The organism is Microbacterium sp. LWO14-1.2 (assembly GCF_038397715.1).
Taxonomy (GTDB): Bacteria; Actinomycetota; Actinomycetes; order Actinomycetales; family Microbacteriaceae; genus Microbacterium.
On record NZ_CP151633.1, the window covers coordinates 3,499,796 to 3,525,390 of the forward strand.

Below are 25,595 nucleotides of genomic sequence, written 5' to 3' on the forward strand. Positions count from 1 at the left end.
CTATCCGGCGGGGATCGGCGGGTAGGGTCTTGGTGTGAGCATTGCGGTGTGGATGACTGGGGCTGAAGACATCACCGACCAGCTGGTCGGTGTCTTCCAGAACCCCAAGCTGCTCCTCGGCATCCCGCTCGCCCTCGCGGGCGCCGTGTTCATGTCGCTGGGGGCGCAGTACCAGCACCGCGGCGTGGAGAAGGTCGAGCGCCTCAGCGGAGCTCAGGGCACCAGCGGCCTCAGCGGCGGTCAGCTCAGGGCCCTGCTCACACGACCGTCCTGGTTGGCGGGCACGCTCATGCTCGGACTCGCCATCGTGTGCCAGCTCGCCGCGCTCTCGCAGGCGCCGCTCATCGTGGTGCAACCCCTCGGCGCGATCGCCCTCGTCATCACGACCCTGCTCAACGCGCGGATCTCCGGACACTCGCCGACCCGCCAGTCGATCACCGCGATCGTGTGCTGCGTCGGCGGCATCTTCCTCTTCGTCTCGTTCGCGGCGCTCTTCGCGACCGAGAAGAAGATCGGCGACAGCGAGCTCTTCACGATCCTCGCGATCCTGCTGGTCGTCATCATCGTTCTCGGCGCCTGCTGGCTCGTGCTCCGCCGCCGTATGCGCGCGCTGTTCTACGTCATCGGCGCCGGCATCCTCTACGGCTTCGTCGCCACGCTCGCCAAGGCGGTCATCAACCGCATCGAGGCCGGCAACTTCGAATGGATCACGCTCATCTGCGTGATCGCTCTCGTGGCCGCTGGGGCCGTCGGGGCGTACTTCGTGCAGACCGCCTACAGCTCGGGCCCGCCCGACCTCGTGATCGCGGGACTCACGGTCGTCGATCCGCTCATCGCCGTGCTCATCGGCATGGTCGTGCTCGGCGAGGCCGCCGCTGCTCCGGGCTGGGTGCTCGTGATCTTCGGCGTCGCCGGAGCGATCGCCGTGTGGGGAGTCGTCGGTCTCGCGCGGTACCACCCGCAGGTGCTGAGCGAGAGCCAGGAGCTCGGCATCAAACGGGGGAGCGACGGCTCCGGCGCGCCCACGGTTCAGACGCCACAGGATCAGACAGGCCGGGAGCAGACGGCCCGGGATCAGACGCAGCAGGCGCCGGCACCGCAGGAGCAGCCTCCGGCGCCCCGGGGCGACCAGGACGCCTGAGGCAGCGAGCGTCAGTACGCGGGATCGATGAGGTCGGGAGAGACCTCGGATGCCGCGGCGTCATCGACGAAGAACACGGTGCGCTTGCGTCCCTTGGCGCCTGCGGCGGGAACGCTCGTGTAGCTCGCGCCCGCGAGGGCCAGCCCGAGCGCAGACGCCTTGTCGGCACCGGTCAGCACGAGCCACACGCGCTTCGACGCGTTGAGCACCGGGCGGGTGAGGGTGATCCGCTCGGGCGGCGGCTTGGGCGAGTTGCGCACCGGGAGCACTGCCGCATCGGTCACCGTGACCTCGGGGCGGTCGGGGAAAAGCGACGCGATGTGACCGTCGGGGCCCACACCGAGGAAGCACACGGCGAACGACGGCCACGGGTTCTCGTCGGTGCCGAACTGCGCGAGCTCGGCGGCGTACGCCTCGGCAGCCTCGTCGAGAGTCATGCCCTCGCCGGCGGCAGCCGTCTCGTGGATGTTCTCCGGAGGAACGGGGATGTGGTCGAGCAGGGCCGCGCGGGACTGCACCGCATTGCGGTCGGCGTCGTCACGGGCGACCCACCGCTCGTCACCCCACCAGAAGTGCACGAGCGACCAGTCGATGTTCGCCGCACGGGGGTGCTCCAGCGTCGCCCGCAGCACCGCGCCGCCCATCGATCCACCCGTGAGGGCGACGTGGGCGATGCGGCCGTTGCGGGTCCGCGCGCGGAGGCGGGTGAGGAATCGGTCGGCGACGCGCTCTGCGACGGCCCCCGGAGTGGTCTCGACCACGACCCGCTTCTCCGCGGGCGTTGTCTGCATCGACATCATGCTCCTGTCTCGGGCGGACCCAGCTTCTCCCAGCCCTCGGTGATCACTCGACCGTACAGGAGGTCGGGGTCGAGGCGACGCAGCTCCTCGGCGAGGCACTCGCGCAGCGTGCGACGGGGAAGGTGCAGGTCGTGGTCGGGCTGGCCGGGCTGCGTGAGCACGGCGTCGCCCGGCGCAGGGCGCTCGAGCAGGATGTCGCCGGACGCGCGGGTCAGGCGCACCGACTTGATGCCCTCCTGCCACGTGTCGGGGTTCTCGTACGACCACTTCACCGGCACGTCGAGTGCCATCTGCAGCCAGGCGGCCAGCAGGGCGGTCGAGGGAGAGGCCGAGGCCCCGCGGACCTCGACGCCCGTCACCTCTTCGAACGGCGGCTGGTCGAGCACGGCGGCGAGCTGCTCGCGCCAGTGCGTGAGACGCGTCCAGGCGAGGTCGGTGTCGCCGGGCTCATGCGTCTTGCTCAGCAGTGCAAGGCGGTCGCGCACGTCGGGGGAGGTCGCGGCATCCGTGATCCGGCGTGCAGCGATCTTGCCGAGGGGAGACGTCGCGGGCGACGTCGGTGCCTCCTCGGGCCACCAGGCCACCACGGGGGCGTCGGGCAGCAGCAGACCGGTGACCAGGCTCTCCTGGTTGCTGGCCGCGGCGCCGTAGGCCCGCAGCACCACGACCTCGCTGGCCCCGGCGTCTCCGCCGACGCGGATCTGCGCGTCGAGATGAGCTTCGCCTTCGCCGGTGGTGAGCACGATCACCCGCATGGGGTGCTCGCGCGACGCGTCGTTCGCCGCGTCGATCGCGGCTTCGGCGATCCCGTTGCGCGCGGAGATCACGAGGGTGAGCACGCGTCCCAGGGCGACGGCGCCGCCGTCCTCGCGCACCTTGACGAGCTGCTTGGCGACCTGGCTGACGGTCGTGTCGGGAAGGTCGATGATCACGGTCGTCTCCAGACTCGTCCGTCGCGGGCAAGAAGATCGTCGGCTGAGGCGGGGCCCCACGATCCGGGTGCGTACTGGTCCACAGGGCCGCCCGCGGACGCCCAGTACTTCTCCACCGGGTCGAGAATCTTCCAGGAGAGCTCGACCTCTTCGTGGCGGGGGAACAGGGGCGGGTCGCCGAGCAGCACGTCGAGGATGAGGCGCTCGTAGGCCTCGGGGCTCGCCTCGGTGAACGCGTGGCCGTAGCCGAAGTCCATCGTGACGTCGCGCACGTTGGTGCCGTTGCCGGGAACCTTCGAACCGAAGCGGATCGTGACCCCCTCGTCGGGCTGCACGCGGATCACGAGCGCGTTCTGACCGAGCTCCGAGGCGTTGGAGCGGCCGAACAGGTGCTCGGGCGCGCGCTTGAACACGACGGCGACCTCGGTCACGCGGCGACCGAGACGCTTGCCTGTGCGCAGGTAGAACGGCACTCCCGCCCACCGGCGCGTGTCGATCTCGAGCTTGATGGCCGCGTAGGTCTCGGTGGCGGACTTCGGGTCCATGCCCTCCTCGTCGAGGAAGCCGGTGACCTGCTCGCCGCCCTGCCATCCGCCCGCATACTGACCGCGGGCGGTCGCGAGCGAGAGGTCGTCCGGTACGTGCACGGCCGCGAGCACCTTCTCCTTCTCCGCCCGCAGGTGCTCGGCGGAGAGGCTGATCGGCTCCTCCATCGCGGTGAGTGCGAGCAGCTGGAGGAGGTGGTTCTGGATGACGTCTCGCGCAGCGCCGACGCCGTCGTAGTAGCCGGCGCGGCCGCCCACTCCGATGTCCTCGGCCATGGTGATCTGCACGTGGTCGACGTAGTTGCGGTTCCAGATCGGCTCGTACAGCTCGTTGGCGAAGCGCAGCGCCAGGATGTTCTGCACCGTCTCCTTGCCGAGGTAGTGGTCGATGCGGAAGATCGAGTCCGGAGCGAACGCGACCTCGAGAGCCTCGTTCAGCTCGCGAGCGGACTCCAGATCGTGCCCGAACGGCTTCTCGATCACCACTCGGCGCCAGTGCTCGGCGTCGTCGGCGTCCGCCCCGACCAGACCGGAGTCCTTGAGCTGCTTCGCGACGAGCGGGAAGTCCTTCGGCGGGATGGACAGGTAGTAGGCGTGGTTGCCCATCGTGCCGCGCTCGACGTCGAGCTTCTCGACGGTCTCGCGCAGCTTGCGGAACGACTCGGGGTTGTCGAACTCACCCGACACGAAGCGGATGCCCTGCAGCAGCTGGGTCCACGTCTCCTCGCGGAAAGGTGTGCGCGCGTGCTGCTTGACGGCGTCGTAGACGACCTGGGCGAAGTCCTGGTCCTCCCAGTCGCGTCGCGCGAAGCCGACGAGCGCGAAGCCGGGGGGCAGCAGGCCGCGGTTGGCCAGGTCGTACACGGCCGGCATGAGCTTCTTACGGGACAGGTCACCCGTGACGCCGAAGATCACGAGGGCGCTGGGCCCGGCGATCCGGTTGAGGCGGCGGTCGTCTGGGTCGCGCAGCGGATTGTGTGCGCGCGAGATGGGAACGGACATCAGTGGGAGATTCTCCAGGCTGTTACTTCTGAGCTGCTTCGAAGAGGGTGAGCACGTCGGCCGACGAATCGGCGATCGTCAGGGTGACGACCGGACGACCGTGCTCGGCGAGGACACCGGCATCGCCGGCGGCCTGCGCCTCGATGAGCTGACCGAACGTGAACGGACGACCGGGGATCTCGAGGTCGACGTCGGTGCGCTCCAGGATCTGCAGGTACACGCCCTGAGCGGGACCGCCCTTGTGGTACTGGCCGGTGGAGTGCAGGAAGCGCGGGCCCCAGCCGAACGTGGTCGGCCGACCGGAGTCGGCGGCCACGAGTTCACGGAGACCCTGCAGCTGCGGCAGGTCGAGGCGGTTCACGTAGGCCTGGATCGAGACGTAGCCGTCTTCGGGGAGCCGTGCCCAGAGTGCGTCGAGCACTCCTTCGACGTTCCCCGACACTGCGAGGGCAGGGTCCGATACGCGCACCTCGACGCCGTCCTGCACGAAGACCGGAGTCGTCGCTTCGGGGCGGGCGTCGAGCAGACCGCGTGCCGCGACCTTCGCGGATTCCACGTCGGGCTGGTCGAACGGGTTGATCCCCAGCAGGTGACCGGCGATCGCCGTCGCGTACTCCCACACGATGAACTGCGCACCCAGCGTGCCGCTCACGAGGATCTCGCCCTGATGCCGCTCGCGCAGGTGGAACTCGGCTGCATCGTCGACGAGTCGCACGATCTGCAGATCCGCGGGCTGCGTGTCGAGCTCGGGTGAGACCGGCAGCAGGACGACGGGAAGGATGCCGGTGGCGTCCTTCCCGGTCGATTCGGCGATCAGCTGCTCGATCCAGTCAGGCAGACCGTTGATGTGGGTGCCGTCGGTGACGAGGCCGAGCTTGTCGCGGCGCGGCGACGTCGCGGCGATCGCGGCACCGAGGCGCAGCGCGGGGTTCTCGGCGGAGTCCACCGCGACCTCGAGCAGCGACGCCTCGGCCTCGTTCAGCAGTTCGTCGATGTCGACGCCGGCGAGACCGGACGGCACGAGTCCGAACGCGGTGAGCGCCGAGTAGCGTCCGCCGACGTTCGGGTCGGCGTTGAACACGTGGTAGCCCGCCTCACGCGCCGAGGCGTCGAGCGGCGAGCCCGGATCGGTGACCACGACGATGCGCTCGGTCGGGTCGATCCCGAGGTCGCGGAACGCGGCCTCGAAGGTGCGACGCTGCGAGTCGGTCTCGACCGTCGACCCCGACTTCGACGAGACGACGAGCGCCGTCTGCTCGAGGCCGTCGTCGAGAGCGGCGAGCACCTGGCTGGGGGCCGTGGAGTCGAGGATCGTCAGCGGCACGCCGGCGGTCTGCGCGATGACCTCGGGGGCGAGCGACGATCCGCCCATCCCGGCGAGCACGATGCGGGTGACACCCCTCGCCTGCAGCTCATCCCGCAGCGCGACGATCTCGGCGACCAGCGGCCGCGAGACCGACACCGCCTCGACCCATCCGAGGCGGACGGAGGCCTCGGCCTCTGCAGCGGGGCCCCAGAGGGTCGCGTCGCCGCTCGTGATGCGCGAGGCGACGAGATCGCGGACGAGAGCCGGAACGGTCTCGTCGATCGCGACACGCGCCGATCCGGACGCGTGGATCGCGAATGTCATCGCTGGGCCTCCAGCGCCTCGGTCACCTGACCGAGGAGGTCGTGCCAAGAATCGATGAACTTGGCGACGCCTTCGTCCTCGAGCACCTGGGTGACGTCGGTGAGGTCGACGCCGACGGCGGCGAGCCGGTCGAACACCTCGTGCGCCTCGGCGTAGCCGCCGGTGATCGTGTCGCCGGTGACGACGCCGTGGTCGAAGGTGGCCTCGAGGGTCTTCTCGGGCATCGTGTTGACGACACCGTTCGCGACCAGCTCGGTCACGTACAGGGTGTCGGGCAGGCTCGGGTCCTTGACGCCGGTCGATGCCCACAGCGGCCGCTGCAGGTTGCCGCCGAGGTTCAGCAGGTCCTGGGCGCGCTTCTCGGCGAACTTCTGCTCGAAGAGCTCGTAGGCGAGGCGAGCATTGGCGAGGCCCGCCTTGCTCTTGAGGGCCTTCGCCTCGTCGGTGCCGATCGCGTCGAGACGCTTGTCGGTCTCGGTGTCGACGCGCGACACGAAGAACGAGGCCACCGAGTGGATGGTCGACAGGTCGAGGCCGGCCTCGTGAGCGCGCTCCAGACCGGTCAGGTACGCGTCGATGACCTCGGCGTAGCGCTCGAGGCTGAAGATCAGCGTGACGTTGACGCTGATGCCCGAGGCGATGGCCTCGGTGATCGCCGGGAGGCCGGCCTTGGTCGCCGGGATCTTGACGAGCAGGTTCGGGCGGTCGATCTTCGACCACAGCTGCTTCGCCGAAGCGACCGTGCCCTCGGTGTCGTGCGCGAGGTCGGGGGAGACCTCGATCGAGACGCGTCCATCGACGTGACCGGACTTCTCCCACACCGGGCGGAACACGTCGAGCGCGTCGGCGACGTCCTGCGTGGTGGCCGCGAACACGGCATCCTCGGCGCTCGTGCCCGACGCGGCCAGCTCGGTGAGCTGCGCGTCGTAGGACGTGTCGTTCTTGTTCGTGATCGCGTTGGCGAAGATCGTCGGGTTCGTGGTGACGCCGACGACGTTGCGGCTCTCGATCAGCTCGGCCAGGTTGCCCGACGAGATGCGGGTGCGCGACAGGTCGTCGAGCCAGATGCTGACGCCGGCGGCTGCGAGGTCTGCGGTGGGGGTGCTCATGAAATGCTCCTAGATCAGTTGGCGCTGTCGGCCAGGGTCTCGCGGGCGGCGGCGACGACCGCCTCGGTGGTGATCCCGAACTTCTCGAACAGGGTCTTGTAGTCGGCGGAAGCGCCGAAGTGGTCGATGCCGACCGAACGGCCGCGGTCGCCGACGATGCTGCGCCAGCTCAGCACGGAGCCGGCCTCGACCGACACGCGAGCGGTCACGCTCTTCGGGAAGACCGACTCACGGTATGCCTCGTCCTGCTCGTCGAACCACTCCAGCGAGGGGGCGGACACGACGCGTACGCCCACGCCCTCCTTCGCCAGCTCGGCACGGGCGTTGACGGCCAGCTGCACCTCGGAGCCCGTGGCGACGATGATGACGTCAGGAGTGCCGTTCGGCGCCTCGGCGAGCACGTACGCGCCCTTCGAGACGTTGTCGGCCGAGGCGAGGACATCGCCGGATGCCGCGCCCTCACCGCGCTCGAACACCGGGATGTTCTGACGGGTCAGGGCGATGCCGGCGGGGCCCTCGTGGCGGCGGAGGATCTCCAGCCACGCAGCGGCGGTCTCGTTCGCGTCGGCGGGACGCACGAGCGTGAAGTTCGGGATGGCGCGCAGCGTGGCGAGCTGCTCGACCGGCTGGTGGGTGGGGCCGTCCTCGCCGAGGGCGACGGAGTCGTGGGTCCAGACGAAGATGCTGGGGACGTTCATGAGGGCGGCGAGACGCACCGGCGGGCGCATGTAGTCGCTGAAGATGAGGAACGTGCCGCCGAACGCACGGGTCGGGCCGTGCAGCACGATGCCGTTGACGATCGCACCCATGGCGTGCTCGCGGATGCCGAAGTGCAGAACGCGTCCGTACGGGCTGCCCGACCACTCGTGCGTCGACCACTCGGCCGGGATGAAGGACTTCGCGTCTTTGATCGTGGTGAGGTTCGACTCGGCGAGGTCGGCCGATCCGCCCCAGAGCTCGGGGAGCTCGGCGGCGAGGGCGTTGATGACCTGACCGGATGCCGCGCGGGTCGAGACGTCCTTGCCGCTCTCGAACACGGGGAGGGCCGAGGCGATGTCGGAGGGGAGCTCCTTGGCCTCGAGGCGGTCGAGCAGCGCTTTGCGCTCGGGGTTCGCGGCGGCCCAGGCGTCGAACGACTCCTGCCAGGCCGCGCGGGCGTCGGCGGAGCGGGCGGCGAGTCCGCGCGTGTGCTCGATGACGTCGTCGGCGACGACGAAGTTCTGCTCGGGGTCGAACCCGAGGACCTTCTTCGTGGCGGCGAGCTCGTCGGCGCCGAGCGCCGAGCCGTGGATCTTGCCGCTGTTCTGCTTGCCGGGCGACGGCCAGCCAATGATGGTCTTGAGGATGATGAGCGACGGCTTCGAGGTCTCGCCCTTGGCTGCCTCGATCGCCGCGTAGAGCTCGGCGACGTCTTCGACGTACTCGCCGGACTTCTTCCAGTCGACGGTCTGCACCTGCCACCCGTAGGCCTCGTAGCGCTTCGCGACGTCTTCGGTGAAGGCGACGTTCGTGTCGTCCTCGATCGAGATCTGGTTGGAGTCGTAGATCGCGATGAGGTTGCCGAGCTGCTGATGTCCGGCGAGCGAGCCGGCCTCGCTGGTGACGCCCTCCTGCAGGTCGCCGTCACCGGCGATCACGTACACGAAGTGGTCGAAGGGGCTGGTGCCCTCTGCGGCCTTGGGGTCGAACAGGCCGCGCTCGTAGCGGGAGGCGTACGCGAAGCCGACCGCCGACGCGAGACCCTGACCGAGCGGACCCGTGGTGATCTCGACGCCCTTGGTGTGCCCGTACTCGGGGTGGCCGGGGGTGAGCGAGCCCCACGTGCGCAGCGCCTCGAGGTCGCTGAGCTCCAAGCCGAAGCCACCGAGGTACAGCTGCACGTACTGCGTGAGCGACGAGTGACCCGCGGAGAGGATGAAGCGGTCGCGGCCGAGCCAGTGGGTGTCGGTCGGGTCGTGACGGAGAACCCGCTGGTACAGCAGGTACGCGGCGGGAGCCAGGCTCATCGCGGTGCCGGGGTGGCCGTTGCCGACCTTCTCCACAGCATCCGCAGCCAGCACACGGGCGGTGTCCACCGCGCGCCGATCGATTTCATCCCACTGCAATTCCGACACGGTGAAGCCCTTCTGCAACAGTTCGATAGCGCCTGGATCGCAGCATCGCGGTCCGCTTCGTCACGGAGATGGTGGATGTGCGCCGGGCGCGCGAGTCCCCCCAGCATAGCGCCGCGGGTCGGCTCGCTTACCCCCTTTACAACGCTGCATGACGCGGGTAATTCCCGCGCGGGCGGGCGCCGCGTGTCGCTGCTGGGACTGCGGTTCAGAGGCCTCGGAACGTGGTCTCTCAGCAGCCGGGCGCGTCGCGTCGCTCGGTGCAGGTATGGGCCACGAGGGCGGTGCGGGCTTCGAGGACTCGGATGCGCTGCGGGGGTCCGTCGGTGACGACGTCGCCGGTCACGGGGGTCCATCCGGCACCCAGGTCGACTTCGGCGGCGTAGTGGATGTCTACGTCGGCGAAGAAGACACCGCGCCGTTCGTACACGTGGCTGGTGGGGGTCGGAGTGAACTGTGCTTGACCGAGCGTCGCCCAGGAGTATCCCGGCGTCGTGAGCGACGCGGTGGTCCCATCGCCGTAGGTGTAGTCATAAGAGGTCGGAGTGAAACGGACGCTCACCGGGGCGCCGAAGAGCACGCCCGTGACCGTCTGGGGATCGGCTGCGGCGACGAAGTTCGCCGGGAGTCCTGCGACAGCGATGTCGCCGGGCTCGGTGTGCGCGCGGATGGATGCCGGAGCGAACCGTGCGATGTCGGACACCGTCACCGCGGGGCGGCCAGGCTGCGGCGGGATCGGCGCCGGGCTCGGGGACGGGGACGGCAGCTTCTCGAAGCAGCGTGCGAATCCCCAGTCCACCAGGCAGGCGTCCATCTCGGCGAGCGGGTCACGCTCGTCGGGCTGCGGTGCGGGTTGTCCGCTAGAGGATCGACGCGCGGGCGGCGGGGAGGCGGGCTGCTGCCTCGTGCCGGAGACCGTCAAAGTCGAGCCGTCGGTCGATCCGCAGGCGGCCACGACGGCGGCGCTCGTTCCGCATCCTCCGACGCCCGCGCGTACCTGCGGTAGAGCCAGTGAACTGGCTATCAGGATGATGGACATTGCTCGGATCAACAAGGCTCCTCCGATAGCAGTACCAGGTCTGAGATGAGCAGACGTGGAGCTTCAACGACCAGCGATACGCGGATAGCCAATCTCTCCTGGCGTTCTGTAGGCGTGACGTCATTCCCCGACGCATCGCGGACGCTTGTACCGGTGATGTCCAGGCAGACATCGATCTCGATCTCTGCCGGTCTCTTTTGAAGGTCGACGCTGTGGCGCTGAACGCTCGCCACCTCTGCTTCGCCTTCGAGGCGCAATCCCTGCTCCTCGACGGAGCGAGCCATATGCAGGTCGTCCTCCAGCGCAATTCCGGTGAGGTAGCCGATGGCCGAATTCTTGGTGCGTCCTGATCGATCGTCGTTGCCGGCTTCGTTATAGGCGCGGTAGACCTTCTCTGCTTCCGCGAACGCCTCTTCCTCACTCGCGAAGGCGGCGGTGGGTGTCGGCGTGGGCGCGGGGGATGGATCGCATCCGGCCAGGACGGGCGCCAGCACGACCACTGCGGCGGCGGCCAGCGCGGTGATGTGCGACATCCGCCGACCGTTGTGCTCAGCAGCCCGGTGCATCGCGGCGCTCCGTGCAGGTGTGGGCCACGAGGGCGGTGCGTGCTTCGAGGACGCGGATGCGCTGCGGCGGTCCGTCGGTGCGGACCTCTCCTGTCACGGGCATCCACCCGCCGCCGAGGTCGACCTCGGCCGTGTAGCGCACGTCCACATCGGCGAAGTAGACGCCGCGCAGGCGATACACGTGGCTGGTGGGGGTCGGCGTGAACTGCGCTTGGCCGAGGTCGGCCCAACTTCGTCCGGGAGTCGTGAGCGATGCGGAGGTTCCGTCGCCGTAGGAGTACTCGTACGCGACGGGGGTGAAGCGCGCGAGCACCGGCAGTCCGAGCAGCGACCCGGCGACCGTGTGAGTCGAGGCAGCGACCGAGAAGTTCGCGGGAAGGCCAGCGACTCCGATACCGCCGGGCTCGACGGTGGCCGAGGTGACCGGGGGAGCGAACTGCTGCAGATCGGCGATGGTCACCGTCGGCGCCGCCGGAGCCGGGCCCGGAGTGGGGAGCTCGGCCGTCGGACGGAGGAGGTCGGCGCAGCGGGTCGTGCCGCCGTCGTCGAGGCACTTCGCCAGCGCGATCGAGCGGGGACTCGGCGTCCGGGGCGCTGAAGGCCCCTCATCACCGGGCGTCGAACGCGAGGGCGGACTGCCCTGCTTCTGCTGCGTACCGGTGATCGTCAGCCTGGCACCGTCCGTGCTGCTGCAGGCGCCATTGGTGAGGGCTTTCGTGTCACAGCCGGACGCCATCGAGACGTGTGATCCGGTGAAGGACCCAGCGAGCAAGAGCAGGGAGACCGCGATCGATGTCAGCATTCGAATTCCTCCGCAGCCTGCGTGTCGCTGATCAACAGCGTTCCTTTCGACTCGACGAAGGTCAGCTCAAGCAGGACCCTGGTAGGCCGGTCGATCGGAGTGACGTCGGTACCACTCGAATCGAGGAGCCTCGTCCCACTCACGTCGATGCATGCAGTGGCGTCGACTTCGATGGGGGATCGATCGAGCGCGGCCTCGAGTCCCGTGAACTGCGCGACGACACTGTCACCCACGAAAGTGACGTTCTGGCTGTCGATCTGGCGAGACGAGTCGATGTCGGTCTCGAGGGCACTGCCAGCGAGGTAGACAGTCGGATCGGCCGCTGCATCACCTGTCAGTTCGGCATTGACGGCGTCGTTATATGCCCGGTAGACCTTTTCGGCCGCCGCGAACGCCTCTTCCTCACTGGCGAATGCGGGGGTCGGAGACGGGTTCGGATCGGGTGTCGGCGCGCAGCCCGACAGCATTCCGATGAGCACAGTGACGGCGCCCACCGTGAGACAGGAGGTGCGGGAGAGGAGGAGCATCCGGTCACGGTAGACGGATCTCTCCCGCGCTCGCCGGCGTTATCCACAGGGGCTCGCAGGGTCCACAGGGCGCTCGGGACCGGCATCCGCGTGCCTTAGACTGGAAAAGCTGTCGTGACGCATGCGGAGGAGGCGATCGAGATCTCGACGATGTCTGATCAGACCGTTGTGAAGAAGTCCATCGGTCGCACGGTGAAGGCGTACGTCGCCCTCACCAAGCCGCGCGTCCTCGAACTCCTGCTCGTGTCGACCGTCCCCGTGATGTTCCTCGCCCAGGGCGGACTCCCCAACATGTGGCTGGTCGTCGCGACCGTGATCGGCGGCTCCATGAGCGCCGGCTCCGCCGCCGCGTTCAACATGTATCTCGACCGCGACATCGACGCGCACATGCACCGCACCGAGAACCGCCCGCTCGTGACGGGGGAGATCACCCCGCGCGGCGCGCTGATCTTCTCGTGGACGCTCGCCGTCCTCTCGACGGTCTGGCTGTGGTTCACGACGAACTGGCTCGCGGCGACGCTGTCGGCATCCGCCATCTTCTTCTACGTCGTGATCTACACGATGATCCTCAAGCGCCGCACCGAGCAGAACATCATCTGGGGTGGCATCGCCGGATGCTTCCCCGTGCTCATCGGCTGGGCGGCCGTCACCGGATCCCTCGACTGGCCGGCCTTCATCCTCTTCGCCCTCATCTTCCTCTGGACGCCGCCGCACTACTGGCCGCTGTCGATGAAGTACAAAGACGACTACGACGACGTCGACGTGCCCATGCTCGGCGTGACTCGCAACGCGTCGCAGGTCGGCCTCCAGGTCATCCTTTACGCCTGGGCGACCGTCGCCTGCTCGCTGCTGCTCATCCCGATCGCGAGCATGGGCCTCGTCTACACCGTCTCCGCCCTCGTGTTCGGCGGATGGTTCATCTACGAGTCGCACCGCCTGTACAACCAGGCCGTGCGCGGGAACGAGGCGCGGCCCATGCGGGTCTTCCACGCCTCGATCACCTACTTGACGCTGATCTTCGTCGCGGTCGCGGTCGACCCGCTGCTGCCGTTCTGACGCTCGTCGTCGGCGGCCGTCTCGACCACCGCGTCGCCCGGGGCGGCTGACGTCTCCGCGTCCGTCTCGTCGAGCCGGTCTGCCGCCGGCTCGGGCGATGCCGGCTCGCCCACCGTCGGCTCCTGCGCGGTCCAGTCGATGGCCTCGACGGCGACCGGCGCGGCCGCCGGGAGCAGCGACTGCACGGCCGACAGTGCCACGGCGATCAGGATGCCGATGATGCCGGCACCGAGGAGCACCGCTCCCACGACGACGAGCGACTGTCCCACGTACACGTCGACTCCCGTCGCGGTGTTGGCGAGCAGCGTCGTCGTCATCGAGCCGACCTGGCCGGCGACGAGCCACGCGCCCACTCCCGCCGAAGCGAGCGACAGGACGAGGAGGAGCCAGAAGCCGATGCTGCGTGTGAGTGACTTGTTCATGCCAGCCACGGTGCCGGACGACTCGATGAGGGCCTGATGTCTGGGCTATGCATCCACTGTGCGGCGGGGTCGTCGACCGCCCCGAGCTGACCGCACCGAGGGCGGTCAGTCCCTCGCGGCGACCGGCTTCTTGAGGTGCAGCACCACGACCGTGTACGTCGCAGCGGAGAGCGACGCCAGAACCATGTGGATGCCGACGAGCAGCGGCGGGAGCCCCTCGCGCGCCTGCCACACGCCGACGCCGACCTGCACCGCGATCGCGATCACGAGCACGAGAAGCCACTTCCGCGGTTCGAGCTTCAGCACCCAGGCCGACACCGTCAGCGCGAGCACGAGAACCGCGAGGACGTAGCCGGGCCAGGAGTGCACGTGCGCGAGCACGGTCGCGTCGAAGCCGTGACGCAGCACGTCGGCGTCACCAGAGTGCGGGCCGGAGCCCGTGGTGAGCACGCCGAAGACGATGGTCACCGCGAGCGCGAGTCCCGTCACGTGGCTGAGGATGGCGAACCAGGCCGGCACCGCACGCTCACGCGGACCGGGAACCGCGTAGAGGCGCACGAGGAAAGCGGCCGTCACGCACACGAGCAGCAGTGATGAGGTGTAGTGGAAGCCGACGATGAACGGGTTGAGCCCGGTCAGGACGGTGATGCCGCCGACCAGCGCCTGGGCCACCACGCCGATGAGCACGATCCAGGCGAGAGCGAGGAGGTCGCGTCGTTCCGGCGCGCGTCGAGTGAACCGCACGGCCGCGACGATCACGGCGAGGAGCAGCACGGCGGTGGCGACCGAGAACACCGGCGTGTCGGACCCGGGCGCGGCGAGGTGCGCCACGAGAGTCGCGATCCCGAAGGCGACGGCCGCGGCGACGATGCCGCCGGCTGCGAACCAGAGAGCGGAGACGACGCTGCGCCTGCCGCCCGTGCGCTGGAGGACCAGCAGCACCACGACCAGGGCGATGATGCCGACCACGCCGGTCATCAGTCGGTTGCCGAACTCGATGACTCCGTGGATTCCCTGATCGGCATAGATCGGCACGAGCGATTCGGGGGTGCAGAGCGGCCACTCCGAGCATCCGAGTCCCGACCCGGTGAGACGCACGGCGCCACCCGTGCCGATGATGATCGTCTCCGCGATGAACGACAGCCAGGCGAAGATCCGCAGCATCCGTCCCCACACGTCGGTGCGTGCCGCCACCGGAACGGCGGAGCGGGGGGAGGGGGCGGTGGTGGTGTCGGGCATTGGTCTCTCCGAACCGCGGGGCGGACACGGCGAGCGGCCCTGTCGTCAGGCGGAACCTGTAGAATCGGATTGTTGCGATGAGCGCTGACCGCGCTGAAGCATCGTCAACAGTTTAGGCGCGATGGAAGCGCCGGTGATGAGGGCCCACCAACGGCACCCGCTCCCGCAGACTCGACGGGGATCAGGTGTGTCGGGGCGGATTACACCGTTTTGGGACCTGTGAGGAGAGTGTGTGATGTCGGATGTGCTGATCGACCGCCCGGAGCTCGAAGGCCTGGGGGTGTACGAATTCGGATGGCACGATGAGGACGCCGCAGGTGCGGTCGCGCAACGTGGCATCTCCGAAGAGGTGGTCCGCGGGATCTCCAGCCTCAAGAGCGAACCCGAATGGATGCTGAAGACCCGTCTCAAGGGATATCAGCTGTTCGGGCGCAAGCCGATGCCGACGTGGGGCGCCGACCTCAGCGACATCGACTTCGACAACATCAAGTACTTCGTCCGCTCCACCGAGAAGCAGGCGCAGTCGTGGGAGGACCTCCCCGAGGAGATCCGCGAGACCTACGAGCGTCTCGGGATCCCGGAGGCCGAGCGCCAGCGCCTCGTCGCGGGTGTCGCCGCCCAGTACGAGTCCGAGGTCGTCTACCACCAGATCCGCGAGGACCTGGAGCAGCAGGGCGTCATCTTCATGGACACCGACACAGCCCTCCGTGAGCACCCCGAGTTCTTCGAGGAGTACTTCGGCACCGTGATCCCCGCCGGCGACAACAAGTTCGCCGCGCTGAACACGGCAGTCTGGTCGGGCGGATCGTTCGTCTACGTCCCGAAGGGCGTGCACGTCGAGATCCCGCTGCAGGCGTACTTCCGCATCAACACCGAGAACATGGGCCAGTTCGAGCGGACCCTGATCATCGCCGACGAGGACAGCTACGTCCACTACATCGAGGGCTGCACGGCCCCGATCTACAAGTCGGACTCGCTGCACTCGGCCGTCGTCGAGATCATCGTGAAGAAGAACGCCCGCGTGCGCTACACGACGATCCAGAACTGGTCGAACAACGTCTACAACCTCGTCACCAAGCGCGCGGTCGCTCACGAGGGCGCGACCATGGAGTGGGTCGACGGCAACATCGGCTCCAAGGTGACGATGAAGTACCCGTCGATCTACCTGATGGGCGAGCACGCCAAGGGCGAGACGCTCTCCGTCGCCTTCGCCGGTCCCGGCCAGCACCAGGACGCCGGCGCGAAGATGATCCACATGGCGCCGTACACGCAGTCGTCGATCGTCTCGAAGTCGATCGCCCGCGGCGGCGGTCGCGCCGGATACCGCGGCGAGGTGCGCGTCGACGCGAATGCCCACCACTCGGCGAACACGGTGCGCTGCGACGCGCTGCTCGTCGACACGAAGTCGCGCTCCGACACCTACCCGGCCATCGACATCCGCGTCGACGACGTGCAGCTCGGCCACGAGGCCACGGTCTCGAAGGTCAGCGAGGAGCAGCTCTTCTACCTGCAGTCCCGCGGCATGCCCGAGGACGAGGCGATGGCGATGATCGTGCGCGGCTTCATCGAGCCGATCGCGCGCGAGCTGCCGATGGAGTACGCGATGGAACTGAACAAGCTCATCGAGATGGGCATGGAAGGATCGGTCGGCTGAGATGACGACCCCTACGACGACGCCCACCGCGTCGCGCTCCTCCAGCGCGCACGTGGACCCCGCCGCCCAGGTGGCCGATGCCGGCTTCGTGCCGGTCCAGACGCGCTCCGAGCGACCGCACTCGTTCGAGCCGACCGACTTCGGCACCCCGTCGGGGCGCGAGGTCAACTGGAAGCACACGCCCGTCGCGAAGCTCGCGCCGCTGTTCGCGGTCGCCGGCTCGACCGACGGTGTGACCTACTCGTTCGGCGCGGGGGAGCAGTACCTCGCCGCCCCGCTCGCCGCCGGTGCGGCTCCGCGCGGTGAGGTCTTCCTCGCGGAGGACATCACGTCGGCCGTCGCCTGGCAGGGTGCGACCGAAGCGCTGCACGTCCGCATCCCGCGCGAAGAAGAGGTCGCCGAGCCGGTCTTCATCACGATCGAGGGACAGGGCGCCGATCAGCGCGCCGACGCCCACATCGTGATCGAGGCGCTGGAGCACAGCTCCGCGACGGTCGTGCTTCAGCACACCGGCTCCGCGCAGTACGCGCAGAACGTCGAGATCATCGTCCGCGACGGCGCGAAGCTCAGCGTGATCAGCCTGCAGCAGTGGCAGGACGACGCCGTGCACGCCTCGGCTCACCAGGCCCGCGTCGCCGCGGACGCCACGCTCAAGCACTTCGTCATCAGCTTCGGCGGCGGTGTCGTGCGCGTGAACCCGAGCGTCGAGCTCGCGGGCGCCGGCTCCGAAGGGTACCTCTACGGCCTCTCCTATGCGGATGCCGGACAGCACCTCGAGAGCCAGGTCTACCTTCACCACAAGGGCCCGCACACGAAGGGCGACGTCCTCTACAAGGGCGCGCTGCAGGGCGAGAGCGCGCACTCGGTCTGGATCGGCGACGTGCTGATCGGGCCGGATGCCACCGGCACCGACTCCTACGAGGCGAACCGCAACCTCGTGCTGACCGAGGGTGCTCGCGCCGACTCGATCCCGAACCTCGAGATCGAGACCGGCGACATCCTCGGCGCCGGTCACGCCAGCGCGACCGGTCGCTTCGACGACGAGCAGCTGTTCTACCTGCAGGCCCGCGGCATCACCGAGGAGGAGGCACGCCGCCTGGTGGTGCTGGGCTTCCTCAGCGACATCGTGCAGCGCCTCGGCATCCCCGCCCTCGAGGAGGAGCTGCTGGCCGCGATCGAGACCGAGCTCGCCGAGGTGAACGCATGACCGCACAGCGCGTCTGCGGTGTCGACGAGCTCGAGCTCGACACCCCCCTGCGCGTCGAGCCCGACGGCGTCCCGATCACGGTGATCAAGGACTCCGACGGCGTGATCCACGCGATCGGCGACACCTGCACGCACGGCGACATCTCGCTGTCCGAGGGCTTCGTCGAGGGTGACACGGTCGAGTGCTGGGCCCACGGGTCCGCCTTCTCGCTGATCACCGGCAAGCCCCAGAACCTCCCCGCTTATGAGCCCGTCCCGGTCTACGTCGTCGAGATCGACGGCGACGACGTGCTCATCGACCCGACTGTGACGAAGGAAGTCTGAATGTCTGTTCTCGAAATCCGCGACCTGCACGTGACGGTCGAGACCGAGGCCGGGACCACCCCGATCCTCAACGGAATCACCCTCACCATGAACACCGGTGAGACGCACGCGATCATGGGCCCCAACGGCTCGGGCAAGTCGACCCTCGCGTACACGATCGCCGGTCACCCGAAGTACACCGTGACCTCCGGCTCGATCACGTTCGACGGCCAGGACGTCCTCGAGATGAGCGTCGACGAGCGCGCGCGCGCCGGTCTGTTCCTCGCGATGCAGTACCCGGTCGAGATCCCCGGCGTCACCGTCACGAACTTCCTCCGCACCGCGAAGACGGCTCTCGACGGCGAAGCGCCCTCGATCCGTCAGTGGACGAAGGACGTCAAGGCGTCGATGGCGAACCTGCGCATGGACCCGAAGTTCGCGCAGCGCAACGTCAACGAGGGTTTCTCGGGCGGCGAGAAGAAGCGCCACGAGATCCTGCAGCTCGAGGTGCTGAAGCCGAAGTTCGCCGTTCTCGACGAGACCGACTCCGGCCTCGACGTCGACGCGCTGAAGATCGTCTCCGAAGGCGTCAACCGCGCCAAGGAGGCCACCGGCCTCGGCGTGCTGCTCATCACGCACTACACGCGCATCCTCCGGTACATCCGCCCCGACTACGTACACGTCGTCGTCGCGGGCAAGATCGTGGAGGAGGGCGGCCCCGAGCTCGCCGACCGTCTCGAGGAAGAGGGATACGACCGTTTCCTCGACCCCGCGGCTCCTCTCGAGGCGTAGGCTGATCGCATGACAGCCGCCACCCTCACCGACGAGAAGTACGACGAGGTCACCGAGGCTCTCAAAGACGTCATGGACCCGGAGCTCGGGATCAACGTCGTCGACCTCGGCCTCATCTACGACCTCGCGTGGGATGACGAGAACGACGCTCTCGTCATCCACATGACGCTCACCAGCGCCGGCTGCCCGCTCACGGACGTGCTCGAGGACCAGACCGCTCAGGCTCTGGACAACGTCGTCGAGCGCTTCCGCATCAACTGGGTGTGGATGCCGCCGTGGGGCCCGGAACGGATCACCGACGACGGCCGCGACATGATGCGCGCCCTCGGCTTCGCGATCTGAGGATGCTCGAGGTCAAGGCGCTGCCGCTGGCCGAGCTGCGGGAACGCAGCAGCGAGAAGTGGCGCGAGTACCCCGAGGACGTCCTGCCGCTGTTCGTCGCCGAGACCGACTTCCCGCTCGCTCCGGCGGTCTCGGCGGCGCTGCATCACGCCATCGAGATCGGCGACACCGGCTACATCGCATCGCGCACGCCGCTGCCGGCGACGTATGCGGCGTTCGCCGAGCGCCGGTTCGGCTGGTCTCCGGACCCGGCTCGCATGCGCACCACGGCGGACGTGAGCATGGGGATCGTGGAGATCCTCCGACGCGTGACCCAGCCGGGGGAGCGCGTCGTCGTGACGCCTCCGGTGTACCCGCCGTTCTACGACCTCGTCGAAGAGGCGGGCGCCGAGGTCGCGCGGGTGCCGCTGCACGACACCGGCACCGCGTGGGAGCTGGATCTCGACGGCATCCGCTCGGCCCTCGAAGACGGTGCAACGGCGATCCTGCTCTGCAACCCCCACAATCCGACCGGGACCGTGCACGACCGTGCGTCCCTTCGCGCCCTCGCCGAGTTGGCCGACGAGTTCGGGGTCGCCGTCGTCTCCGACGAGATCCACGCGCCGCTCGCGCAGCCGGGTACGGGGTTCACGCCGTTCCTCGACACGGGAGAGGCCGCCGAGCGTGTCGGGTACGCGGTGGTCAGCGCCAGCAAGGCGTTCAACCTCGCCGGACTCAAATGCGCGCTCATGGTCACGGCATCCGACACGACGAGCGCCGTCGTGCGCGGACTCCCGATCGAGGTGGAGTGGCGCACCGGACAGCTCGGTCTGCTCGCGGCGATCGCCGCCTTCTCCGACGAGAGCGACCCGTGGCTCGACGGTCTGTTGCGCACCCTCGACGAGAACCGAGTGCTGCTCGAAGACCTGCTGGCGGCTCGTCTCCCCGAGGCCCGGTACCGCATGCCGGACGCCGGCTACCTCGCGTGGATCGACCTCTCCGGACTCGGGTGGGGCGACAACCCGTCCCGGCGCATCCTGCGTGAAGCCAAGGTGGCGCTGCACTTCGGTCCCGCCTTCGGCGCGGAGGGTGCGGGCTACGTGCGGTTGAACTTCGGCACCAGCCCGGAGATCATCACCGAGGCCATCGAGCGCATCGCCGCGCTCGTCGGCCGATGAGCGACGCCGCCGCGGCCTCCGTCTCCATCTGGGACCGCGAGCGCGTCTGGGTGACGGCCGGTTCGGTGGCCCTGATCTTCCTGGCTGCCATCGAGGCACTGGCCGTCACCACTGTGATGCCGATCGTCAGCGACGCACTCGACGGGCAGGCGCTGTACGCGGTCGCGTTCGCGGGCACGCTCGCGACGAGCGTGATCGGGATGGTCGCCGCCGGCGCGTGGTCGGACGCGCGCGGCCCCCGGGGAGCTCTGTACGTCGCCGTCGCCCTGTTCATCATCGGCCTGCTGCTGTCGGGGTTCGCCACGACCATGCACCAGTTCCTCGTCGGACGCTTGGTGCAGGGGCTCGGGACCGGCGGACAGACCGTCGCCCTGTACGTGGTCGTGGCCCGGCTCTACCCGCCGCATCTGCACGGGCGGATCTTCGCCGCGTTCGCGGCAGCGTGGGTGGTGCCGTCGATGATCGGACCGTTCCTCGCCGGGGCTGTCGCGGAGTACCTCGACTGGCGGTGGGCGTTCCTCGGCGTCGCGGCTCTCACCGCTGTCGCGTTCGTGATGATCGCCGTGCGCCTCCGTGGACTCGACCTGGGGCAGGGGGAGCCGCAGGACCGTCGGGCCCTCGTCGTGCGCATGGCCCTGGCGGTCGTCGTCGCGGTGTTCGCCGTGGTGGTCGGGTTCAGTGCCGACATGGATGCCGCGATCGGCTGGCCCGTCGCCCTCGGGGCGATCGCCGTGATCGCCGTCGCCGTGGTGCCGCTGCTGCCTCGTCGGACCCTGCGCGCCGGACGCGGTCTGCCGAGCGTGGTGCTCATGCGGGGGATCGTCGCCGGCACGTTCTTCGCGGCAGAGGCCTACATCCCCTACCTGCTCATCGAGCGGTACGGCTTCACTGCGACATGGGCGGGGCTCGCGCTCATGTTCGCCGCCTTCGCCTGGGCCGGGGCCTCGCAGCTGCAGGGCCGGTACGGCGAACGGCTCGGGAACCTGCGCATCACGCTGCTCAGCCTCGCGCTGCTGTTCGTCGCCATGGTCCTGGTGATCCTCGCTGCTCTGGGGGCCGTGTCGCCGGTGCTCGTCGTGATCGGCTGGGGCTTCGCCGGGGGAGGGATGGGGCTGCTCTATCCGCGGCTCACCGTGCTCACCCTGGCCTATTCGGAGCCGGGCAACCAGGGGTTCAACTCGTCGGCGCTGTCGATCTCCGACTCCACGGGCGCTGCCATCGTGATCGCGGTGGCGGGTCTCCCGGTCGCCACCCTCGGCGGAGGCGTCGATGCCTTCCCCGTGGTCTTCGCGCTCTGCGTCGTGCTCATCGTCGTCGCGCTGATCCCGGGCCTGCGGCTCGGCCATGCCGCGGAGCCGGCCGCGACTCCCGGTCCGTGAGTCAGACGGCGGACCGCGACCGTGTTGATCCGGCGAGAGCCGTGATGCCCAGGTCGAAGATGCGATCGAGGCCCGCGGTCGCGTCGTCGCCGGCAGCGGGGGACGCTGCTCCGTAGCTGTCGGCGTGCATGCGCTGCTGCACGAGGGTCGCGTGACCGAGGATGAAGTGCATCAGTGCGACGGCCTTGTCCTGAGGGTCGTCGGCCCCGGCGCGGCGCAGTGCTTCTTCGAGAGCGGATTGGGCGTGTGACGACCCGAGTCCGAGGGCAGAGGTGCTGAGCACCAATTCGGCGCCGTCGCGATACGTGAAGAGCGCGTCGCGGACGCGGCGGGCGAGCGGCAGGACGTCGTCTGCGACGGCGCGGAGGGGCGCGGTTATCCGGTCGCTGAGGGCGGCGAGCAGTTCCTGCTTGCTCGAGAAGTGCCAGTACAGTGCGCTGGGCTGCACGTCGAGGCGGGCGGCGATCCGCCGCATCGAGAGATCGGCCAGGCCGACCTCGTCGAGCAGGGCGAGAGCGACGTCGGCGACGCTGTCGCGGTCGTGTCGTGCCGAGTTGTGCTCCGGAGTCATGACCTCACTATAGTGAACACCGTTCAGGTGAACACTGTTCAGGAGGAAGACCCATGACCCAGCCCCGCACCGAGATCGGCCGCGATCTCGCCCGCATCGCCGTCTTCGCCGCGCTCATCGTCGTGCTCGGCACCGTCACGATCCCGCTCCCCGGGGGCGTGCCGATCACCGCGCAGACCCTCGGAGTGATGCTCGCCGGTGCCGTTCTCGGTCCCCGTCGCGCGCCGCTCGCGGTCGCGCTCGTGCTCGTCCTCGCGGCGGTCGGGCTCCCCGTCCTCGCCGGCGGACGCGGCGGCCTCGGAGTGTTCGTCGGACCGACAGCGGGGTATCTCCTCGGATGGGTGGTGGGCGCCGTCGTGATCGGTCTCATCGTCCGCGCGAACCGGATCACCTGGTGGCGCACGGCGCTGGGTGTGGTGGTCGGCGGGATCGCGGTGGTCTATGCCTTCGGCATCCCGGTGCAGGCGTTCGTGCTCGGCATGGATCTCGCGCCCACCGCGCTGTCGAGCCTCGCCTTCCTGCCGGGGGACCTGCTCAAGGCCGCCGCCGCCACCGCTCTCGTCGTGGCTTTGCGCCGCGCGTACCCGCCGGCGTTCGGGCTGCGCTCGACGGCGCCCGCTCGCGCCCGTGCGGTCTGAGGCCCAGGGCCCCGGGTTCTCTGTCGACCGACGCTCGGTCGACAGAGCCGTGGTGGACGGAATCTCCGTCGACGGGGTGTCCGTCGAGCGCGAGGGTCGGACGATCCTGCGGGAAGTGACGCTCGACCTCTCCGCCCGGCGGACCGCTGTCATCGGCGCGAACGGGTCAGGCAAGTCGACGTTCGCGCGCCTGCTGAACGGCTTGGTCGCCCCGACGAGTGGAAGAGTCGTCGTGCGCGGACGGGACGTGCAGCGAGACCTCAGAGCGGTGCGTCGCGAGGTCGGATTCGTCTTCACGGACCCGCAGGCGCAGATCCTCATGCCGACCCCCGCCGAGGATCTCGCACTCTCTCTGCGCGATGTTCCCAGCCCCGAGGCGAGCCTGCGCGTCGCGGCGATCCTGCACGAGCACGGTCTCGCCGATCACGCCGATGCCCCGGTGTCGACTCTCTCGGGAGGCCAACGGCAGCTGCTCGCACTGGCCTCCGTGCTCGCGACGACGCCGTCGCTGATCGTGGCGGATGAACCGACCACGCTGCTCGATCTTCGGAACGCGCGTCGCGTCGGCGACCTCCTGCTGGCGCAGGACGCGCAGGTGGTCATCGTCACGCACGACCTCGACCTCGCGGCGCGGTGCGACCACGCGGTGCTGTTCGAGGACGGGAGGGTCGCGGCATCCGGGAGGCCCGCCGTCGTGATCGAGCAGTACCGCCGGAGCTGCGCATGATCCAGCTCTACCGCCCCGGCGACAGCATGCTGCACCGTCTGCCGGCCACCCCCAAGCTCGCGGGACTGGCCGTCGTCGCGATCGCCGTGTCGGCGTTCGCGCTGGACGCGTGGTCGTCGACGGGGGTGCTGGTCGGCGTGTGCGCTCTGTACGTGCTGGCCCGGATGCCGTGGCGAGTGCTCGCGGCGGAGGTCTGGCGTCTCCGGTGGTTGGTGCTGGTGCTCGGTGGGTTCCTGTGGGTCTTCGTGTCGCCGATCGCCGCCTGGGTGAGCTCGACCCGCGTGGTCGCGTTGATCCTGCTCGCCGGGCTGCTCACGCTCACCACCCGCATGGGGGATCTGCTCGCGACTCTGCGTCGCGCCCTCCGGCCGTTCCGCCGCTGGGGCGTCGACGTGGACGCCGTCGCGATGACGATCTCCCTCGCGATCACGATGATCCCCGTGGTCGCCGGTTTCGCGAGCGATCTGCGTGACGCGCAACGGGCGCGGAACGTGCGGGTCGGCATCCGCGGCATCGTCCCGTTGCTCGTGCGCACGCTACGCCACGCGGACGACGTCGGCGATGCCCTCGCGGCGCGCGGGCTCGTCTGAGCCGCGGGCGAGCCGCACGGCGAGCCAGAAGGCGAGCACCGCGATGACGGCGGTCAGGACCGAGGTACCGGTCGTCAACAGCGTCACGACGCCGCCGATCCCGAGGACCACGGCCCACCGCAGCCGTCGATGCGAGGTCGTCGCCACCGGGGCCGCGCGATTCTCGAATCGACCGAGCAGCACGGCGATCAGCGCGGTCGCCGCAAGAGCGGTCGCGAGCCAGAGCGGACGCTCCGTCCACCAGCCTGCGCTCCCGGGTTCGGACGGCATGACTCCCGTCGTCAGAGCCACGAGGGCCGTCAGACCGGCCATCGTCAGCAGGACCGGCATGTGCCAGAGGTAGACGGTCATCGTGCGACGGTTGACGAACGCAGAGAACGCGGCGGGGAACGGGCGCAGGCTGATGCGCGCGATGCGCTCCCTGAGCAGGACGACAGCGCTCAGGTGCACGACGCCCACGAGGAGCAGCGCACCGGTCGGCGGGTTGATGTTCGCGACGAGGTCGGGGGAGTAGACGCCCGTGAGGAAGGTCGAGATCAGGGCACCGAGAGCGGCACCCCCGGTGATCGCGACCGTGCGGCGGCGCAGACGACCTATCGTGCCGTCGGCGAGGAAGAACCCGAGCTGCTGCACTGCGAGCCACACGAACGCGAGGTTCAGGAAGCCGATGCCGTCGACCCCGGTGGTCGCACGCGTGACGTCGACGGCGATCGACGCGAGCACGAGCATCGAGAGCGTCGCCACGGGCGCCCGGCGGTGGGCCGCGGCGAGAGCGGGCAGCAGCGCCTGGCACAGGAGGAACACGCCGAGGAACCACAGCGGCTGTCCGAATCGATAGCCGGCGGTGGCGACGATGTCGGCGGGGACACCGGCCAGACCCAGCACGGCGAGGAATGCGCCCACGACGCCGACCGACAGCGCGGCAGGGCGGAGCAGCCGGTGCACGCGGCCGGCGACGAAGGACGCGGCGGTTCCGCCCCTTTCCGCAGCGCGACGATGGGCGAGGAACCCCGCGAACCCGCCGATGACGAAGAACAGCGGCATGACCTGCAGTGCCCAGCTGACCGGGACGATCCACCATGCACCGTCGCTCGCGTTCGCGAAGACGGGGCCGGAGTCGGTCACGGTGACGCCGACCATGATGCCGTGGAGCACGACGACACCGAGCACGCAGAGGGCGCGGAGCAGGTCTATCCCGGTGTCCCGTCCCCGGGGCTCCGACGCGGGCGGAGCGGTGAGACGGGGTGCCTCGACGATGGCCATGAGTCCTCCTCGGATCAGCTGTCCGAGGAGCGTATGAAGCCGGTGCGACCGC

At 69.1% G+C, this 25,595-nt stretch carries 26 protein-coding genes; 12 read left to right on the top strand and 14 right to left on the bottom strand.

Annotated features, from left to right (window positions below):
• Nucleotides 1-52 precede the first annotated feature (52 nt).
• A complete protein-coding gene (locus tag MRBLWO14_RS16895; RefSeq protein WP_341934230.1) occupies nt 53-1,141 on the top strand; it encodes a DMT family transporter in 1,089 nt (362 codons plus the stop codon).
• A gap of 11 nt (nt 1,142-1,152) precedes the next feature.
• Here the strand turns inward: MRBLWO14_RS16895 and pgl are convergent, their stop codons facing one another.
• From pgl to MRBLWO14_RS16945, 10 genes are all read right to left on the bottom strand, one after another.
• Nucleotides 1,153-1,941 (bottom strand): 6-phosphogluconolactonase, encoded by a 789-nt coding sequence (gene pgl / locus MRBLWO14_RS16900; RefSeq protein ID WP_341934231.1) that lies wholly within the window; start codon nt 1,939-1,941, stop codon nt 1,153-1,155.
• Nucleotides 1,938-2,873 (bottom strand): glucose-6-phosphate dehydrogenase assembly protein OpcA, encoded by a 936-nt coding sequence (locus MRBLWO14_RS16905; protein WP_341934232.1) that lies wholly within the window; start codon nt 2,871-2,873, stop codon nt 1,938-1,940. Before MRBLWO14_RS16905 ends, pgl begins: the two co-directional genes overlap by 4 nt.
• Nucleotides 2,870-4,420 (bottom strand): glucose-6-phosphate dehydrogenase, encoded by a 1,551-nt coding sequence (gene zwf / locus MRBLWO14_RS16910; RefSeq protein ID WP_341934233.1) that lies wholly within the window; start codon nt 4,418-4,420, stop codon nt 2,870-2,872. The genes MRBLWO14_RS16905 and zwf overlap by 4 nt, the downstream gene beginning before the upstream one ends.
• A gap of 22 nt (nt 4,421-4,442) precedes the next feature.
• Nucleotides 4,443-6,050 (bottom strand): glucose-6-phosphate isomerase, encoded by a 1,608-nt coding sequence (locus tag MRBLWO14_RS16915; RefSeq protein WP_341934234.1) that lies wholly within the window; start codon nt 6,048-6,050, stop codon nt 4,443-4,445.
• On the bottom strand, nt 6,047-7,159 hold the full coding sequence (gene tal / locus MRBLWO14_RS16920; RefSeq protein WP_341934235.1) for a transaldolase: 1,113 nt from the start codon (nt 7,157-7,159) through the stop codon (nt 6,047-6,049). The genes MRBLWO14_RS16915 and tal overlap by 4 nt, the downstream gene beginning before the upstream one ends.
• A 14-nt stretch (nt 7,160-7,173) precedes the next feature.
• Complete coding sequence (tkt, locus tag MRBLWO14_RS16925) at nt 7,174-9,273, bottom strand: transketolase (protein ID WP_341934236.1); 2,100 nt, start codon at nt 9,271-9,273, stop codon at nt 7,174-7,176.
• A gap of 229 nt (nt 9,274-9,502) precedes the next feature.
• Entirely contained in the window at nt 9,503-10,084 is a 582-nt protein-coding gene (locus MRBLWO14_RS16930) for a hypothetical protein (RefSeq protein ID WP_341934237.1), read from the bottom strand.
• A 233-nt stretch (nt 10,085-10,317) separates the two neighbouring features.
• Complete coding sequence (locus MRBLWO14_RS16935; protein ID WP_341934238.1) at nt 10,318-10,842, bottom strand: hypothetical protein; 525 nt, start codon at nt 10,840-10,842, stop codon at nt 10,318-10,320.
• A gap of 16 nt (nt 10,843-10,858) precedes the next feature.
• The gene (locus MRBLWO14_RS16940) at nt 10,859-11,677 is read right to left on the bottom strand and encodes a hypothetical protein (protein ID WP_341934239.1); all 819 of its coding nucleotides are present in this window, start codon (nt 11,675-11,677) and stop codon (nt 10,859-10,861) included.
• Nucleotides 11,671-12,204, bottom strand: coding sequence for a hypothetical protein (locus MRBLWO14_RS16945; protein ID WP_341934240.1), 534 nt, complete (start codon nt 12,202-12,204; stop codon nt 11,671-11,673). The genes MRBLWO14_RS16940 and MRBLWO14_RS16945 overlap by 7 nt, the downstream gene beginning before the upstream one ends.
• Nucleotides 12,205-12,354: 150 nt before the next feature.
• Here MRBLWO14_RS16945 and MRBLWO14_RS16950 point away from each other — a divergent pair, with 150 nt between their 5' ends.
• Nucleotides 12,355-13,260 carry a heme o synthase gene (locus MRBLWO14_RS16950; protein WP_341936225.1) on the top strand — a complete coding sequence of 302 codons (906 nt, stop codon included), beginning with the start codon at nt 12,355-12,357 and terminating at the stop codon, nt 13,258-13,260.
• Here MRBLWO14_RS16950 and MRBLWO14_RS16955 read toward each other — a convergent pair.
• A complete protein-coding gene (locus MRBLWO14_RS16955; protein ID WP_341934241.1) occupies nt 13,206-13,682 on the bottom strand; it encodes a hypothetical protein in 477 nt (158 codons plus the stop codon). The genes MRBLWO14_RS16950 and MRBLWO14_RS16955 overlap by 55 nt on opposite strands.
• A 105-nt stretch (nt 13,683-13,787) precedes the next feature.
• Nucleotides 13,788-14,921 (bottom strand): COX15/CtaA family protein, encoded by a 1,134-nt coding sequence (locus MRBLWO14_RS16960; protein WP_341934242.1) that lies wholly within the window; start codon nt 14,919-14,921, stop codon nt 13,788-13,790.
• 235 nt (nt 14,922-15,156) lie between these two features.
• Between MRBLWO14_RS16960 and sufB the strand changes: the two genes are divergently transcribed.
• From sufB to MRBLWO14_RS16995, 7 genes are read left to right on the top strand one after another with little or no spacing between them, the layout of a single operon-like run.
• Entirely contained in the window at nt 15,157-16,575 is a 1,419-nt protein-coding gene (gene sufB, locus MRBLWO14_RS16965; protein ID WP_341934243.1) for a Fe-S cluster assembly protein SufB, read from the top strand.
• Nucleotide 16,576: 1 nt separating this feature from the next.
• Nucleotides 16,577-17,782 carry a Fe-S cluster assembly protein SufD gene (gene sufD / locus MRBLWO14_RS16970; RefSeq protein ID WP_341934244.1) on the top strand — a complete coding sequence of 402 codons (1,206 nt, stop codon included), beginning with the start codon at nt 16,577-16,579 and terminating at the stop codon, nt 17,780-17,782.
• Nucleotides 17,779-18,105, top strand: coding sequence for a non-heme iron oxygenase ferredoxin subunit (locus MRBLWO14_RS16975; RefSeq protein WP_341934245.1), 327 nt, complete (start codon nt 17,779-17,781; stop codon nt 18,103-18,105). The genes sufD and MRBLWO14_RS16975 overlap by 4 nt, the downstream gene beginning before the upstream one ends.
• On the top strand, nt 18,106-18,876 hold the full coding sequence (gene sufC / locus MRBLWO14_RS16980) for a Fe-S cluster assembly ATPase SufC (RefSeq protein WP_144872859.1): 771 nt from the start codon (nt 18,106-18,108) through the stop codon (nt 18,874-18,876).
• 9 nt (nt 18,877-18,885) lie between these two features.
• Nucleotides 18,886-19,218 (top strand): metal-sulfur cluster assembly factor, encoded by a 333-nt coding sequence (locus MRBLWO14_RS16985; RefSeq protein ID WP_096715510.1) that lies wholly within the window; start codon nt 18,886-18,888, stop codon nt 19,216-19,218.
• A gap of 2 nt (nt 19,219-19,220) precedes the next feature.
• A complete protein-coding gene (locus tag MRBLWO14_RS16990) occupies nt 19,221-20,375 on the top strand; it encodes an aminotransferase class I/II-fold pyridoxal phosphate-dependent enzyme (RefSeq protein ID WP_341934246.1) in 1,155 nt (384 codons plus the stop codon).
• Nucleotides 20,372-21,754 carry an MFS transporter gene (locus MRBLWO14_RS16995; protein ID WP_341934247.1) on the top strand — a complete coding sequence of 461 codons (1,383 nt, stop codon included), beginning with the start codon at nt 20,372-20,374 and terminating at the stop codon, nt 21,752-21,754. Before MRBLWO14_RS16990 ends, MRBLWO14_RS16995 begins: the two co-directional genes overlap by 4 nt.
• 1 nt (nt 21,755) lies before the next feature.
• Here the strand turns inward: MRBLWO14_RS16995 and MRBLWO14_RS17000 are convergent, their stop codons facing one another.
• Entirely contained in the window at nt 21,756-22,325 is a 570-nt protein-coding gene (locus tag MRBLWO14_RS17000) for a TetR family transcriptional regulator (RefSeq protein ID WP_341934248.1), read from the bottom strand.
• A gap of 53 nt (nt 22,326-22,378) precedes the next feature.
• On the opposite strand from MRBLWO14_RS17000, the gene MRBLWO14_RS17005 reads away from it, so the two are divergent.
• Genes MRBLWO14_RS17005 through MRBLWO14_RS17015 form a run of 3 tightly spaced genes read left to right on the top strand, consistent with a single transcriptional unit; the run spans nt 22,379 to nt 24,280 of the window.
• Nucleotides 22,379-22,963 carry a biotin transporter BioY gene (locus tag MRBLWO14_RS17005; protein ID WP_341934249.1) on the top strand — a complete coding sequence of 195 codons (585 nt, stop codon included), beginning with the start codon at nt 22,379-22,381 and terminating at the stop codon, nt 22,961-22,963.
• A 52-nt stretch (nt 22,964-23,015) separates the two neighbouring features.
• On the top strand, nt 23,016-23,690 hold the full coding sequence (locus MRBLWO14_RS17010) for an ABC transporter ATP-binding protein (RefSeq protein WP_341934250.1): 675 nt from the start codon (nt 23,016-23,018) through the stop codon (nt 23,688-23,690).
• Entirely contained in the window at nt 23,687-24,280 is a 594-nt protein-coding gene (locus MRBLWO14_RS17015) for an energy-coupling factor transporter transmembrane protein EcfT (protein WP_341934251.1), read from the top strand. The genes MRBLWO14_RS17010 and MRBLWO14_RS17015 overlap by 4 nt, the downstream gene beginning before the upstream one ends.
• Here the strand turns inward: MRBLWO14_RS17015 and MRBLWO14_RS17020 are convergent.
• Nucleotides 24,227-25,543 carry an acyltransferase gene (locus tag MRBLWO14_RS17020; RefSeq protein ID WP_341934252.1) on the bottom strand — a complete coding sequence of 439 codons (1,317 nt, stop codon included), beginning with the start codon at nt 25,541-25,543 and terminating at the stop codon, nt 24,227-24,229. The genes MRBLWO14_RS17015 and MRBLWO14_RS17020 overlap by 54 nt on opposite strands.
• Nucleotides 25,544-25,595 lie beyond the last annotated feature (52 nt).